The organism is Nioella sp. (assembly GCF_964229645.1).
Classification (GTDB): domain Bacteria; phylum Pseudomonadota; class Alphaproteobacteria; order Rhodobacterales; family Rhodobacteraceae; genus Nioella.
On the sequence record NZ_CAXREX010000182.1, the window covers coordinates 98,816 to 112,984 of the forward strand.

At 61.4% G+C, this 14,169-nt stretch carries 14 protein-coding genes; 9 read left to right on the forward strand and 5 right to left on the reverse strand.

What is annotated here, in order from left to right; translation table 11 throughout:
- Positions 1–41 precede the first annotated feature (41 nt).
- The 5 genes from ACEQXV_RS12315 to ACEQXV_RS12335 all read left to right on the forward strand — a co-directional run bounded on the left by ACEQXV_RS12315 (position 42) and on the right by ACEQXV_RS12335 (position 6,517).
- On the forward strand, positions 42–1,640 hold the full coding sequence (locus ACEQXV_RS12315) for an acyl-CoA carboxylase subunit beta (protein WP_370269445.1): 1,599 nt from the start codon (positions 42–44) through the stop codon (positions 1,638–1,640).
- Between the two features lie 10 nt (positions 1,641–1,650).
- Complete coding sequence (locus ACEQXV_RS12320; protein WP_370269446.1) at positions 1,651–2,442, forward strand: crotonase/enoyl-CoA hydratase family protein; 792 nt, start codon at positions 1,651–1,653, stop codon at positions 2,440–2,442.
- Complete coding sequence (locus ACEQXV_RS12325) at positions 2,439–4,442, forward strand: biotin carboxylase N-terminal domain-containing protein (protein ID WP_372525770.1); 2,004 nt, start codon at positions 2,439–2,441, stop codon at positions 4,440–4,442. Before ACEQXV_RS12320 ends, ACEQXV_RS12325 begins: the two co-directional genes overlap by 4 nt.
- Positions 4,439–5,605 carry an acyl-CoA dehydrogenase family protein gene (locus ACEQXV_RS12330; RefSeq protein ID WP_370269449.1) on the forward strand — a complete coding sequence of 389 codons (1,167 nt, stop codon included), beginning with the start codon at positions 4,439–4,441 and terminating at the stop codon, positions 5,603–5,605. Before ACEQXV_RS12325 ends, ACEQXV_RS12330 begins: the two co-directional genes overlap by 4 nt.
- Positions 5,606–5,680: 75 nt before the next feature.
- Positions 5,681–6,517 (forward strand): MBL fold metallo-hydrolase, encoded by an 837-nt coding sequence (locus ACEQXV_RS12335; protein ID WP_370269450.1) that lies wholly within the window; start codon positions 5,681–5,683, stop codon positions 6,515–6,517.
- A 297-nt stretch (positions 6,518–6,814) separates the two neighbouring features.
- Here ACEQXV_RS12335 and ACEQXV_RS12340 read toward each other — a convergent pair whose 3' ends face one another.
- From ACEQXV_RS12340 to ACEQXV_RS12355, 4 genes are all read right to left on the reverse strand, one after another.
- A complete protein-coding gene (locus ACEQXV_RS12340) occupies positions 6,815–7,303 on the reverse strand; it encodes a luciferase family protein (protein WP_370269452.1) in 489 nt (162 codons plus the stop codon).
- A gap of 90 nt (positions 7,304–7,393) precedes the next feature.
- Positions 7,394–8,029, reverse strand: coding sequence for a glutathione S-transferase family protein (locus tag ACEQXV_RS12345; protein WP_370269454.1), 636 nt, complete (start codon positions 8,027–8,029; stop codon positions 7,394–7,396).
- Positions 8,030–8,039: 10 nt separating this feature from the next.
- Positions 8,040–8,939, reverse strand: a complete 900-nt coding sequence (locus ACEQXV_RS12350) for an SDR family oxidoreductase (RefSeq protein WP_370269456.1) — start codon at positions 8,937–8,939, stop codon at positions 8,040–8,042.
- A 55-nt stretch (positions 8,940–8,994) separates the two neighbouring features.
- Positions 8,995–9,807, reverse strand: a complete 813-nt coding sequence (locus ACEQXV_RS12355; RefSeq protein WP_372525773.1) for a class III extradiol ring-cleavage dioxygenase — start codon at positions 9,805–9,807, stop codon at positions 8,995–8,997.
- A gap of 295 nt (positions 9,808–10,102) precedes the next feature.
- Here ACEQXV_RS12355 and ACEQXV_RS12360 point away from each other — a divergent pair, with 295 nt between their 5' ends.
- The 4 genes from ACEQXV_RS12360 (at position 10,103) to ACEQXV_RS12375 (ending at position 13,281) form a co-directional block, all read left to right on the forward strand.
- Positions 10,103–10,456 (forward strand): winged helix-turn-helix transcriptional regulator, encoded by a 354-nt coding sequence (locus ACEQXV_RS12360; protein ID WP_370269459.1) that lies wholly within the window; start codon positions 10,103–10,105, stop codon positions 10,454–10,456.
- A 253-nt stretch (positions 10,457–10,709) separates the two neighbouring features.
- Positions 10,710–11,720 carry an IS30 family transposase gene (locus tag ACEQXV_RS12365; protein WP_370269461.1) on the forward strand — a complete coding sequence of 337 codons (1,011 nt, stop codon included), beginning with the start codon at positions 10,710–10,712 and terminating at the stop codon, positions 11,718–11,720.
- A 109-nt stretch (positions 11,721–11,829) separates the two neighbouring features.
- Positions 11,830–12,834: an IS30 family transposase gene (locus ACEQXV_RS12370; protein ID WP_370269462.1), complete on the forward strand. Its 1,005-nt coding sequence runs from the start codon at positions 11,830–11,832 to the stop codon at positions 12,832–12,834.
- Positions 12,835–13,095: 261 nt separating this feature from the next.
- Positions 13,096–13,281 (forward strand): helix-turn-helix transcriptional regulator, encoded by a 186-nt coding sequence (locus ACEQXV_RS12375; RefSeq protein WP_370269463.1) that lies wholly within the window; start codon positions 13,096–13,098, stop codon positions 13,279–13,281.
- 270 nt (positions 13,282–13,551) lie between these two features.
- Here ACEQXV_RS12375 and ACEQXV_RS12380 read toward each other — a convergent pair whose 3' ends face one another.
- Positions 13,552–14,130, reverse strand: coding sequence for a hypothetical protein (locus tag ACEQXV_RS12380; RefSeq protein WP_370269465.1), 579 nt, complete (start codon positions 14,128–14,130; stop codon positions 13,552–13,554).
- Between the last annotated feature and the right edge of the window lie 39 nt (positions 14,131–14,169).

Here is a 14,169-nt window from a genome sequence, read left to right on the forward strand (position 1 = left end):
CCGCATGACGGTTGCCCGACCTGTAACAGGGTATCCGATCCATGGCGCGTCTCGAAACAACGGTACTCACAGCATCCGAGAGCTACGCCCGCAATCATGCAGCGCAAAGCGACCGCGTCGAGACCCTGCGCGCGCGGATCGCCGAGGCCACCTCGGGCGGGCGCCCCGACATGGTCGAACGTCACCGCAAGCGCGGCAAGCTTCTGGTCCGCGACCGGATCGACCTGCTGGTGGACCCCGGCACCGCGTTTCTGGAGCTGTCCTCGCTCGCAGCCTATGGCCAATACGGCGGCGAGGTTCCCGGCTCCGGGATCGTCACCGGCATCGGTATGGTCCATGGGCTGCCCTGCATGGTGATCGCCAATGATGCCACCGTAAAGGGCGGCTCGTTCTACCATGAGACCGTGCAGAAACACATCCGCGGCCAGGAAATCGCGGCGGAAAACCGGCTGCCCTGCCTCTATCTGGTGGATTGCGGCGGGGCCTATCTGCCCGAACAGGACCGGGTCTTTCCCGGCGCCCGGCATTTCGGCAATTCCTTCTATCGCCAGACCAACATGTCGGCCAGCGGCTTGCCGCAGATCTCGGCCGTCTTCGGCGGCTGCACGGCGGGCGGGGCCTATATCCCCGCGCTGTCGGACGAGGTCATCATGGTGCGGGGCAACGCCCGCATCCATCTGGGCGGTCCGTCGATCGTCAAGGTGGCGATCAACGAAGAGGTCGATGGCGAAACGCTGGGCGGGGCCGAGATGCATGCGCGCGTCTCGGGCGTCTGCGACCATCTGGCCGAGGACGAATACCATGCCCTGGCGCTGATGCGCGACATCGTCGCCGAGCTTGGCCAATCGCGTCCGATGCAGCCCGACACGGCCCCCGAAGGGCCCTTGCATGACCCGTCCGAATTGCTCGGCATCATCAGCGCCGACCGCAAGGAACCCTACGACATGCGCGAGGTTCTGCTGCGCATGATCGACGCCGGCGAATTCCGCGAATTCAAGCCCGGCTGGGGCGAAACGCTGGTCTGCGGCACCGCGCGCATCCACGGCTATCGCGTGGGAATCCTCGCCAATAACGGCGCGCTCTTGTCCGAGAGTTCGCTGAAGGGTGCGCAGTTCGTGTCGATGTGCGACCAGCGGAACATCCCGCTTCTGTTCCTGCACAACATATCGGGCTTCATGGTCGGGACGGAAGCGGAGCGCGGCGGCATCGCCAAGGACAGCGCCAAGCTGGTTTATGCCATGTCGGTGGCCAAGGTGCCGCGCCTGTCCGTCCTTCTGGGCGGCTCTTACGGGGCGGGCAATTACGGCATGTGCGGGCGCGGGTTCGCGCCGAATTTCCTGTTTGCCTGGCCCACGGCGGAACTGGCCACCATGTCCGCCGACATCGCCACCAACGTGATGCTGGAGCTGCGCCGCCAGAAGGGTGGCGAGCTTGCGAAGCTGGAGGCCGACCTGGCGCAGATCGAGGCGCAGGTGCGCGCCCAGTACGGCGAACAGTCCGACCCCTATTATGCCACCTCGCGGCTCTGGGACGACGGGCTGATCGAACCAGGCCAGACCCGCGATATTCTGGGCCTGTGCCTGGCCATCGTCTCATCGGTGCCCGGGGCAGGGCGCCACACGCCGGTTTTCAGAATGTGAGGCCAATACCATGACGACCTATGAAACCATTCTGCTTGAGACCGACGCACGAGGCGTCGCCACCGTCACCCTGAACCGACCCGACAAGCACAATGCGCTGAACGGCGGCTTGATCGCCGAGTTGACGGACGCCGCCGAAAAACTGGCAGCCGACGACAAGGTGCGCATCGTGGTTCTCACCGGCACCGGCAAGAGCTTCTGCGCCGGGGGGGATTTCAACTGGTTCTCGTCGAATATCGACAAGTCCCGCGCCGAGCGGGTCGATCAGAGCGCCACGCTGGCGCATTTGCTGCGCCGCCTCGACACGCTGCCCAAACCGCTGATCGGGCGGATCAACGGTCCGGCCTATGGCGGCGGGGTCGGCATGATTTCGGTCTGCGACTACACGATCGGCGCCGAAGGGTCGCGCTTTGGCCTGACCGAGGTCAAACTGGGCCTCCTGCCGGCCAATATCTCGCCCTATGTCGTGGCCCGCATCGGCAAGGAGCATTCGCGCGAAACCATGCTGTCGGGGGCGCTGTTCGACAGCGCGCGTGCCGAACGGATCGGTCTCTTGACCGAGGTCGTCTCCGCCGATGATCTGGACGCGGCCATCGAGCGCGTCGTGCAGGATCACCTTCAGGCCGCGCCGGGGGCCGTGGCCGACACCAAGGCGCTGATCGCCTATGTCGCGGCGCACGATCTGGAAACCAACATGATCTACACCGCCGACCGTCTGGCCGACGCCTGGGAAACCGACGAAGGGATCGAAGGCATCGACAGCTTCCTGAAGAAACGCACGCCCTCATGGCGGGTGAAATGAGCTTTGCCCGCGTCCTGATCGCCAACCGCGGCGAAATCGCCCGGCGCATCCAGCGCGGGTGCCGCAAGCTTGGGCTGGAAACGGTCGCGGTCTTTTCCAAGGCCGACCGCGACGCGCCCTTCGTGGCAGAGGCCGATCACGCCGTCTGCATCGGCGGGGCCGCGCCCTCGGAAAGTTATCTGAACGTCGGCGCCATTCTGGATGCCGCGCGCAGGACCGGCGCGGGCGCGGTGCATCCCGGCTATGGCTTCCTGTCCGAAAACGCCGGTTTCGCCGGGGCGGTCCAGGCTGCGGGCCTCGTGTTCATCGGGCCCGAACCCGGCGCGATTGCCATGATGGGATCGAAGATCGAGGCCAAGTCCGCCGCCGAGGCCGCGGGCGTCCCCGTGCTGCCCGGATATCGCGGCGAAGATCAGTCCGACGCGCGACTGCTCGAAGAGGCGCGGGCGCTTGGCACGCCGTTTCTGGTCAAGGCCAGCGCAGGCGGCGGCGGGCGCGGCATGCGCCTTGTCACCGATCTGGCCGACGCGCCCGAGGCCATCGCCTCTGCCCGGTCCGAGGCGAAAGGCGCGTTCGGCGATGCGGCGGTGTTCCTCGAACGCTACGCCCCGCGTGCGCGTCACGTCGAGGTGCAGGTGCTGGGCGACAGTCACGGCACGGTGCTGCATCTAGGGGATCGCGACTGTTCGTTGCAACGCAACCACCAGAAGCTGATCGAGGAGGCACCCGCCGCCGATCTGCCCGAGGCCCTGCGCGATGACATGCTGTCGGCGGCGGTGCGGCTGGCGCAGTCCATAGGGTATCGCTCGGCAGGGACGGTGGAATACCTCTATGACCCGGCGCGCGGCGAATATTACTTCCTCGAAATGAACACCCGCCTTCAGGTCGAACACCCCGTGACCGAGGCCATCACCGGGATCGACCTTGTCGAATGGCAGTTGCGCATTGCCCGGGGCGAGACATTGGCGCTGACGCAATCCGATGTCCAGTTCGACGGACACGCCATCGAGGTCCGCATCGCCGCCGAGAACCCGGCCGAGAATTTCCGCCCCGAGACAGGCCGGATCACCCTCTGGGCCCCGCCCGCTGGCGTGCGGCTGGATAGCGGCGTCGCGGCAGGCTCGGTCGTCGGCCACCATTACGATTCCATGCTGGCCAAGCTGATCGTCCATGCGCCCGACCGGGCCGGGGCGATCCGGCAGGCCGTGGCCGCGATTGATGCCTTCGCCGTCGGCGGCGTCGGTCTGAACCTGTCCTATCAGCGCGCCTTGCTGACACATGCGGATTTTCAGGCGTTCCGGCACCATACCTCGGGCCTGCCCGACATGTTCCCCGAGGGCTGGGCGCAACCCACTCCCGACGCGCGCGACACGGGCCTTGCCGTCATGGCGCTGCATCTGCATCTGGCCCCGGCGGGCGCGTCGCCCTGGGAAAGCCTCGGGTCATGGCGGCTTACCGCCCCCGCGGGGCGGCCCGGTGCTGCGTCCTACTGGGCCACATCCGCGGATGAGCCGATCCGCATGTCCGATGTCCCGGGAGCGCTCGCCGCCGTACTGCCGGACGGCCAGAATATCGAAGCCGAGGCTCCCGCCCTGACCGGCGACCGCCTGAGCGGACGCATCGACGGCGTTCCTTTCTCGCGCGTCGCCCACATCGAACGCGCCGGTCATCATTGGCGGGTGCATCTACAGACCCCTGCGGGAATGACTTTGACAGAGCTGCGCACTCTGGAAGATCGGCACCTTGCCCGCGCCAGCGTCGTTGCAGGCGGCGCCGACCTGCTGACGGCCCCGATGCCGGGCGCCGTTGCCGAGCTGCGCGTCGCGCCTGGCGACCGCGTCGCCGCCGGTGATACCCTGGTGGTGCTGGAAGCCATGAAGCTCCTGCAAAGCCTGCCCGCCCCGGTCGCGGGCGTGGTCACCGAGATTTTTTGCGCACCGGGCGACACCGTCGCCGGGCACGCCCCACTCGTCAAACTCGACCCGGAGGAACAGACATGACCCGACAGGACACCATCGCCGCGGCCAACGGCCCGTTCAACGAAGACCTCGGCATGATCCGCGACCAGCTGCGCCGGTTCATCGAAACCGAGGTGACCGCCAGGGCCGACGCCTGGGAAGAGGCGGGCATGGTGCCCCGCGACGTCTTGCGCCGGATGGGCGATCTGGGCGTGCTGGGCATGCGCTATGACGAGCAATACGGCGGTGCGGGGCTGGACGTGATGTCCAGCGTGGTTCTGGCCGAAGAGGTCGGACGCTCCACCTTTGGCGGGTTCTCGGCCACGGTGCTGGTGCATACCGACATGGCCTCGCCGCATCTGGAAAATGCCGGCACACCGGAACAGAAGGCCCGCTGGATGCCCTCGATCACCTCGGGCGAAAAGATCGCCGCCGTCGCGGTGACCGAACCCGGTGCCGGATCGGACGTGGCGGGCATGCGCACCCGCGCGGTGCAGGACGGGTCGGACTGGGTGCTGAACGGTACCAAGATGTTCATCACCAACGGCGTGCATGGCGATATCTATTTCGTCGGCGCCAAGACCGATCCCGATGCCAAGGGTTCGCGCGGGATCACCATGTTCGCGATCGAAAAGGGCACGCCGGGCTTCTCGGTCGGCAGGGCGCTGAACAAGACCGGCTGGCTGTGTTCGGACACCGCCGAGCTGATCTTCGAGGATGTGCGCGTCCCCGCCGGCGACGTGCTGGGCGAGGTCAACAAGGGCTTCTACTCGGTGATGAAGAATTTCCAGAACGAACGCATCGTCCTGGGCGCGATGGCCTGCGCCGAAGCGCAGACCGCGCTGGACATGACCGTGGACTACGTCAGGCAGCGCAAGGCTTTCGGCGGCGTGCTCTGGGACAAGCAGGCGATCCGCCAGCGGCTTGCCGACTGCCAGACCCGGATCGAGGCCGGCCGCCAGCTTGTCTATCACGCAGCCCGGCAGGACGCCGCGGGCCGCGATTGCGTGAAAGAGGTCTCGATGGTCAAGGCCTATTGCGGCGAGTTGGTCAATTCCGTGCTCTACGATTGCGTGCAGTTCCACGGCGGCATGGGCTACATGCGCGAAACACCGGTCGAGCGGATGTCACGCGATGCGCGTGTCCAGGCGATTGGCGGCGGGGCCAGCGAGGTAATGCTCGAAGAGGTCGCAAAACGCATGTGAGCCGTCAGCCCTGGACTTCGGCGATTTTCTGAACAGGAGGGCAATCCGCGCAAACATGGAAGAGGGTGATTATCAATGACGAAAAGCAGCATGTTTTTTACAGAGCCGGAACCTTGTCGTGCGCAAGCCGTCAAGGTGGCCGAGGGCATCCGGCGTATCGTTGCCGACAATCCCGGCAAGATGACCTATTTCGGCACGAACACCTACATCATCGACAGCTCTGACGGCCAATTCGTGATCGACCCCGGACCGGTGGAGGATCGCGCCCATTTCGAAGCCATTGTCGAGACTCTGGGGCCAAATCCCGCCGGAATTCTCGTCACGCATCACCATTCCGATCATTTCGGTGCCGCGCCTGCATTGCGTGAAAGGACAGGTCTGCCTGTCTATGTGTCACGGGTTTTTCCGGACGACGCATTTGAACCTGACGGATACCTTGTCGACGGCGATGTGATCGCCGGTCTCACTGTCCTGCACACGCCCGGTCATGCAAGCGATCACCTTTGCTTCGCAAGACCGGGCGGGGTCCTGTTCTCAGGCGATCACATGATGAGTTGGAACAGCTCGATCGTGAGCCCGCCGGACGGCAACATGCGCGACTACTGTGCCCAGCTTCAGCGGCTGATCGAGCGTGACGACAAAGTTTGTTTTCCGGGCCATGGACCTATGCTCGAAAACCCGAGACCCTACGTCAAACGTCTTCTCGCCAACCGGATGCGCCGGGAGGCTGAAATTCTTGCGCACCTTGAGAATACGCCTGACACGATCGAGAATATCGCCAAGGCGGTTTACAAGAAGTCCGATCCGCATATTGCAATGGCCGCGAAACGAAATGCTGCTGCCCACCTTGAGAAGCTGCTTTCAGAGGCTCGGGTGATCCGGCACGGAGAGGTCTGGCAATCTGTTGGGTAATGGGTCGAACAGCATTTCTGCTGCCTTATAGAAAACAGTGGGCAACAGACCGATACCGCGTCGGTTTGCAGGAGCGCAGCCACAGATGTTTCCGTTCCCTATACTTCGTGCTGAAACCGGGGATTATCCATGAGACGTCGCCGCTGATACGCAGGACGCGGGCTAAGACCTGTCCTCACATCGCTTCCGCCGGCCTTGGGTTCAAATCGTGAGCATCGCAACAGTGTGGATCGGGAACAGGATATCCACCTGGCTAAGAATTACTGTTTTTTCGCGACACCTTCCATACACTCATTTTCACACCAGGATCGTGGCGGGATTCGAGAGTTTTCCCCGCGCGAAATCATATGATGTGGCTAGAATTTGCAATGCGGTTTCGATCTCTTGCAAATCGCGCGGTGCAAATACCATGACGGCGGTCGCCGGGATCATGCCTGTGGCCACCATCGGGTGCGGCTCGCCCCAGCCTTTGGCAAAGAGCTCGCGGGTGCACTCAAGCGGGAGCATCAGATGCATCGAACCGTCATAATGCGGATGCACATGCGCGAACTCATTTCCCACCATAAAGGATTCGTGACACCCGTGCGCGTGATCGTGCGGCAGCCAAAGAGCCTCGGCACCGGGAACAGAGATGATACTGGGGCGCCGCTTGACAAAGGGAAAGTCAAAGGCGCGCTTTTTGAGCGTTTGATAGGTACTGGCGTCGGGGTTCTGGCTTACCTGCTCATGCGGCGCGCAGTCGGTGGTTTGTGGTCTTGGACCGATGCGGGGTGTCAGTTCAAACATTTCCTGCCTCACTGTTTTCCGAATTGCACGATATGTCCGTCACTGAGGCCGGGCGACTGGCTCGCCCCCCCGTAAACATTTTCGCAATTTTTATAGGCCAAGCAGTTCCCCGAGGGGTGCAAACGCATCCTTCCACGACCGACGCGCCTCCAGCCGTTCGATCCAGGCCGCGACATTCGGCAGATCGTCGAGCGAGATGTCAGACTGCGCACGGTACATGAATGTCGAGGCCAGCGCGAAATCCGCGACGCTCAGATCGCCCGCGATCCAGTCCTTGCCGGCAAGGCCGATTTCCAGCACCGCCAGAAACTGATCCACGTTTTTCCGTTCCGCGTCGATGACGCTTTGATCCGGATCGCCCATGCCGAACTTTGCTTTCAGAAACCGCTCGAACGACAGCTTTTGCATCGCCGGGCCAAGGTGAATGGCCTGCCAGTATAGCCACTGGTCCACCGTTGCGCGGGATTTCGGGTCATCCGGGTGAAGACCGCGCTCGGGTTTCTTGCTGGCAAGGTACGAATTGATGGCGCGCGATTCCCAGACAACGAAATCGTCGTCCACAAGCACCGGCACCTTGCCATTGGGATTGATCGACAGGAAATCCGCGCTTCGGTTGTCGCCACCCCGGAGATCGACCTCGATGAGTTCAAAGTCGATCCCCAGTTCCGCGGCAACGGCACGCACCCGAAGGGCGTTGGGCGAGAAATTGGCGTTGTAGAGTTTCATCGTGCTCTCCTCATTGCGCTTGTGGGGTCAGCAGGGCCGCCTTGTTGGCATTCAGGAAATCACCCACCGATTGCCCGGCTTGCCCGGTCAGGTTTTCCAGATCGTCCGTTGCAACGCTCAGATAATCCATTGCGATCGCCTCGTCGAAGGACGCAAAGACCTTTGCCATGGACTCGGGCAGACCGGCGCCGATCATGCCCTGAACCAACTCGTCGGTCGAGATCGCGATATAGGGGATGTCCTTGCCCGATATTTCCGACAGGATGGCCGCGATGTCGCCCTGGGAAACTGCCTCCGGGCCGGTAATGTCCAGAACGCTTGAACCGGTTTCACGCATCAGGGCCGCTGCGGCGGCCCGGGCGCAATCGGCACGGGTGACATAACCGGCCTTTCCCTCGGCAGCCGCGGCGAAATGCTGTCCCATCGCGATGCTTTGCGCACCGCCCGTCAACACCAGATCGGCGTAAAGGTTGTTGCGCAGAATGGTATAGTTGGCCCCGGTTTGCCTGATCAGCGCCTCGGTGTCGCTGTGATCCTTGGAAAAGGTGATCGGGCTTTCCTCGACCGGGTTGGTCAGCGACGTATAGACGATATGTGTGATACCTTCCTTCGTCGCGGCGGCGACGGCGTTTTTATGCGCTTCCAACCGCTTGCCCGGTTCAAGATCGTCGGTCGAAATGATCAGCAGACGCTTGCCGCCTGCAAAAGCCGCAGGCAGCGACGCGGGGTCGTTGAAATCACCCTTGCGGGCCTCGACGCCCTTGTCAGCCAGATCGGCCAGCTTTTCCGGCGAACGCGAGATGGCGATGATCGGGCTGGCACCGGCGGCAATCAGATTGTCGATGACCTGTCGGCCAAGCTGGCCGGATGCGCCGGTGACGATGAAAGGGCCGTTCTGGATGTTTGTCATTGGGGTTTCCTCGATTCTTCGGACTGGATCCGGATGTTTGGGTGTCTGAACGGAGTCACCCGAAGGTAAACGCGCTTTCGACGGCGCCGAGCACGTGATCCTCCAGCGTTTTCACGCCTTTGTCGGCAAGGGCTGCCCCCGCGACCACATGCAGCGGAAGCAGATGTTCCTCGCGCGGGTTTGCATCACGGGCACCGGGAGCGGCGTCCCAATGTGCCAGCAATTGATTGCGCTCTTCGGGATCGGGGCGGGTCGCCGCATCGCTGAGCCAGCGGTCGAAGTCCTGCCCGTTCACGGCTCCGGCGGGGCCACCCCGCATCGCCTGCATCATCTTTTGCATGTTGTGATAGGTGTTGCCCGACCCGAGGATCAGAACACCGTCGTCGCGCAACGGCGCCAGTGCCCGGCCGACGGCAATATGCGCGGCCGGGTCAAGATCGCTGCGCAGGCTGAACTGAACACATGGAATGTCGGCTTGCGGAAAGGCCACCTTCAGCGGGACGAACACGCCGTGATCGTAACCGCGCGTCTTATCGACGGAGCAGGGGAACCCGGCCCCTTCGACCAGCGCCTGCACCCGGTCCGACAGCGCCGGATCGCCGCGCGCGGGCCAGGTCAGCTCGTAGGTGTGGGGCGGAAATCCGTAATAATCGAAGAGCAGAGGCGGATCCGGGTTTTTCTGCACCGTGAACTGCCGTTCTTCCCAATGGCCGGAGATCACCAGCAACGCTTTGGGGGCTTCCGGCAACGATGCCCGCACATCTGCAAGGTACGCGCGGTGCCGGTCCCAGGTCTCCGGCGGATTCCAGTCCATGAAGAAACACGGACCTCCACCGTGTGGAATGAACATCGTCGGCATTCGGGTCATGCACCGCATCCTTTCGTCTGTGTTGCGGGCGAAGCCTGACGAGCCAGCCCGCATGTGTTGTCCCGAGGGTGCAGCTACACCGCGCTGCGCCGCAAATTACCGCGGGCCGATCTGATGTCGCCCATTCGGTTCGGGTTCAGGAACGAGACGTCCACTTTTCCGAACAAATTGCCCGGACATTCTTCCGAATGGCTCCCCCTTGCCAGGTTTTGCCATTCGATCTAGTATCATAAAGCGTCTTAGTTCTTAAAGCCAAGTAGGCACTGAAAAGTAACCAATCTTGAAAAGCCTAGAAATGAAACAGAAAACACCGCCCGCATGTCCCATGGACTCCATTCTGCGCCTGCTGATGGGGCCGTGGACAACCTATATTCTCTGGGTTCTCAGCGATGGCGGGCCGCAACGCTTCGGGGCTCTGAAACGAGCCGTGCCGGGCATTTCGACCCGCATGCTGACGGAGCGGTTGCGAATGCTTCAGGCGGCCGGAGTGATTTGGCGCGATCAGACGCAAACGATCCCGCCCGCGGTCACCTATGGTTTGACCAACCGCGGCGACGATCTGCGCCAGGTGCTCGAATCCTTGGGCGAAATCGCACAGCGTTGGCAGGCCGAAGGTGCATTCAAAAAGGTCGAAGTGGCCGCAGAATGATACATTCGATGATGTAGCGGTCCACTCAATTGTGACCTGCTGCCGCGAAACCTAGCCGATTTGAGCCAAGACTATTTGCCCGACATCCGGCCTGCCACGCAATCCTTTAACATAAGATGGACTCTCGGATTCCCCAAGAAACACAACATATTTAACATAAACTTCATTATGCGACTTTATACTTAGAGTTGGTGGATTCACAAACGAAGTGCAAATTCTGTATCAAAACAGATGTTTGCATGGAGGTTGATGAATGGGAAGCCACTACTCTCACCTGACAATGGAAGAGCGCCGCAAGATCGAGAAATGGCATGACGCAAAAATGCCAGTGCCAGAGATCGCCGATCGGCTGGGCCGTGCGCCGTCGTCGATCTACCGAGAACTCAAGCGCAACGTCTACGAAGACACCGAAATCCCTGAGCTGAACGGCTACTATTCCGTCACCGCGCAGAACGCCTATGAGAGCCGCCGCGCCATCCATCGCAAGCTGATCGTGAACCCCGATTTGAAAGCCGCCGTCGAGGATCGCCTGAAGGCCGGATGGTCGCCGGAGCAGATCGCCGGCCGCATGCGCCTGGAACGCCACCCGATCCGCGTCAGCCACGAGACAATCTACCGTTTCGCCTACTCCGAGGACGGCCGCGCCGAGGCTTTCTACCGGCATCTGCCCGAGCATCGCAAACGCCGCAGGCCGCGCGGTTACCGGCGCCACCACCGCACCCATATCTTCGACAGCCAGAGCCTGTCACACAGGCCCGAGGCCGTCTCGGAGCGCAGCGAATTCGGGCACTGGGAGTGTGACCTGATGATGTTCCGCAAGGAGCACGGCAAGATCAACGTCACCTCTCTGGTCGAGCGGGTCAGTCGCTACACCGTGGTGATGCGCAATGAGGACCGCCAGTCGAAACCGATCATGGAAGCCCTGATCCAGGGCCTCGCGCCCCTGCCTGCAGAAGCACGCCAGTCGATCACCTTCGACCGCGGCACCGAGTTCTCGGCCTGGCGCAAGCTGAAGGATGGGATCGGTGCGGACGCGTGGTTCTGTGACCCGCAGGCGCCCTATCAAAAGGGCACGGTCGAGAACACAAACAACCGCCTTCGAAAGTACCTGCCCCGCTCGACCGAACCGACGGCGCTAACAAATCGATATTTGAGGTCGATTTGCCAGCGCCTCAATTCAACGCCGCGCAAATGCCTTGGTTATAGAACCCCGGCGGAAGTCTTTGAAAGCGAACTGATGGCCATTCGGAATGGGATAGAATAGAAACGATATCAGATAGTTGCACTTCACCGTGAGTTCACAGTTGGAGAGCGCTACCCTGAAGTGCGACTCCTATTAGAAAACAATGAGTTATCTAATAGGAGATCATCGCATGGGAGCCGTGTATTCACAACTGTCGCTTCAAGAACGCCGTAAGATTGAGAACTGGTGGCATGCAAAGGTGCCTGTCAGAGAGATGGCGCGTGTCCTCAAACGCCACAAATCCACGATCTTTCGCAAGATCAAACGTAACTTCTGGGCGGATGATGCCTTTCCAAAGAAGTACGCGGGCTACTTCGGACATGCCGCTCAATTGCAGACGAACAAACGCCGATCCGTGCAGCGCAAGCTGATCCGTTACCCCGACCTGTGCAAGAGCGTCATTGCCCGCATTAAGCAAGGATGGACGCCGGAGCAGATTGGCAACCGGATGATCTATGAAGGCGCTAAACTGCGGGTCTGCCAGGAAACGATCTACCGCTACATCTATTCCAAAGAAGGCATGGATAAGGAGCTGTGGTGGTACCTGCCCGAGCATCGCAAAGCCCGCAGGCCGCGTCGTGCCAGAAAGCGCCAGAAGCCCAAGTTTGACCGTGATGTGAGTATCTTGTTCCGCCCCGACGACGTGGCTCATCGCCGCCAGTTCGGGCACTGGGAGGCCGATCTTGTCCTGTTCAAACAACGCTTTGGGCAATCGAACGTGACCTCGCTGGTTGAGCGTGTCAGCCGCTTCACCGTACTTCTCAAAAATCCAAACAAGCGGACAAAGCCCGTAATGGGCAAGATCATAAAAGCTGTGCGCGACCTGCCCCATATCGCGCGTCGTTCAATCACCTTCGACCGCGGCACCGAGTTCGTCAGCTGGCCGCACCTGCAGGCTGAGATCGGAACGCAAACATGGTTCTGTGATCCGTCTTCGCCCTGGCAGAAAGGTACCGTCGAAAACACCAATCGCCGCGCCCGAAGATGGCTGCCGCGGAAGCGAGACATCACGGCAGTCTCAGATCATGAATTGAAAATGATCTGCGACCGCCTCAACGCGACACCCAGAAAATGCCTCGGATGGAAGACACCGGCAGAGGTCTTCCGAGAAAAGATGATGGAAGAGATGGGCTAACACCCCTACCCTGAAAAGCAATAGGAGTCGCGGTTCAGGTATCGCTTACATGTGTCATGGCGTATTGACGCCATTCAATTCGCGCTCTAGTGGCAATCCCAACGTCAAGTAACCGGAATGACATGCAAAACGGTCACACATTTTTTGGCATCCCTTTCAGACCTTTTTGTACTCACACTTTCGAATGTAACATATATCGCGTGGTTATATTTCGCACATCATGTCCGTTCTTTGGGCATGAACTTGCGGGACCGTGTAGCATTGAACATCCAGGATTTGAGACGCGCTCGCGGCCTCAGCCAGGAAGCGCTTGCTCATCAGGCCAACGTAAGCCGCGGTCATATGGGCCGGCTCGAGAACTCGAAGTTCGCAGCCTCCCTCGATCTTCTCGAACGCATCGCCCAGGCGCTGAACGTCGATCCCGAAGAACTCTTCGCGAGGCGCTAATCCGCTTCCTAAGGCTTTGAACCCGCCGCGATTAAGAAAGACAGAACGGCAAGAACGGTACGAGTGACGCGGGTACATGGCGAAAAGAAAGACAGGCTGGCCTTTCCAGGAAGGGTTTATCATCGACGGAACCCAGGAAACCCATGTGTGTACCGACTATCGCTGGGATGATGGAAGCGTGAGCCGCCGTCAACTCGTGGACCCTGACAGTTACGACCGTACGCTTGTCACTGTACGGCCGATTTCACTCAAGCTGCCGAGCAGCGAGGATCAGTAGGAAAACCACTCCGAGTGACCCATGTTGCCCTCGTAGTCGCCGTATTCGACCATGATACTGCGAGAATGGAAGTGCCAAAGACCGCCACCGCTCGGGTAGGCGATTTCCTGACCGCTTTCGGAGATGAATGTCGCAGGCCAGGGCGTGTGGGATCCGTAGACCCGCTGGATGTGGCGGCAGGTCCGGTTCTCGCGATCGCAGGAGCGGATTGACCAGTCCCACTGCCGGGGCTCGTCACGTGGCTCGTAGGATCGCCCGGTGAACCAGATCACATGGGTCCGGTTCAGCCATTCGTAGTCCGGCAGGTTGGTGTCGAGCTCGCCCTCCCCGCCGGGTCCACCCAGCTCGACCGGCACATGGGCAAAAGTGCAGACCCCGAAGGGCGGCCGGCTCGGCCAGGGCGTGATGCGGCGGATCATGGTACGATAAGCCCGTGCGCAGACCGCGCTCGGGGGGAAACCACCTGCCATACAGAGCATGATGGCGCAGTCGATGTCGTAGGCTTGCGCCTTTTCCGGGGCGCCAAACACCGCCATCGCCCCCATCGCAGCTGCCATCGCCTGTCGCTTCATGTCGCTCTCCCGCAAAAGTTGCGCAGACTATCGCGCAAT

Excerpts from the sequence above, each read along its gene's own strand:
- ACEQXV_RS12360 (WP_370269459.1), top strand. The coding sequence starts at position 10,103 with ATGAAACAGAAAACACCGCCCGCATGTCCCATGGACTCCATTCTGCGC.
- ACEQXV_RS12355 (WP_372525773.1), bottom strand. The coding sequence starts at position 9,807 with ATGACCCGAATGCCGACGATGTTCATTCCACACGGTGGAGGTCCGTGT.
- ACEQXV_RS12350 (WP_370269456.1), bottom strand. The coding sequence starts at position 8,939 with ATGACAAACATCCAGAACGGCCCTTTCATCGTCACCGGCGCATCCGGC.
- ACEQXV_RS12325 (WP_372525770.1), top strand. The coding sequence starts at position 2,439 with ATGAGCTTTGCCCGCGTCCTGATCGCCAACCGCGGCGAAATCGCCCGG.
- ACEQXV_RS12320 (WP_370269446.1), top strand. The coding sequence starts at position 1,651 with ATGACGACCTATGAAACCATTCTGCTTGAGACCGACGCACGAGGCGTC.
- ACEQXV_RS12345 (WP_370269454.1), bottom strand. The coding sequence starts at position 8,029 with ATGAAACTCTACAACGCCAATTTCTCGCCCAACGCCCTTCGGGTGCGT.
- ACEQXV_RS12365 (WP_370269461.1), top strand. The coding sequence starts at position 10,710 with ATGGGAAGCCACTACTCTCACCTGACAATGGAAGAGCGCCGCAAGATC.
- ACEQXV_RS12340 (WP_370269452.1), bottom strand. The coding sequence starts at position 7,303 with ATGTTTGAACTGACACCCCGCATCGGTCCAAGACCACAAACCACCGAC.
- ACEQXV_RS12380 (WP_370269465.1), bottom strand. The coding sequence starts at position 14,130 with ATGAAGCGACAGGCGATGGCAGCTGCGATGGGGGCGATGGCGGTGTTT.
- ACEQXV_RS12315 (WP_370269445.1), top strand. The coding sequence starts at position 42 with ATGGCGCGTCTCGAAACAACGGTACTCACAGCATCCGAGAGCTACGCC.
- ACEQXV_RS12370 (WP_370269462.1), top strand. The coding sequence starts at position 11,830 with ATGGGAGCCGTGTATTCACAACTGTCGCTTCAAGAACGCCGTAAGATT.
- ACEQXV_RS12335 (WP_370269450.1), top strand. The coding sequence starts at position 5,681 with ATGACGAAAAGCAGCATGTTTTTTACAGAGCCGGAACCTTGTCGTGCG.
- ACEQXV_RS12330 (WP_370269449.1), top strand. The coding sequence starts at position 4,439 with ATGACCCGACAGGACACCATCGCCGCGGCCAACGGCCCGTTCAACGAA.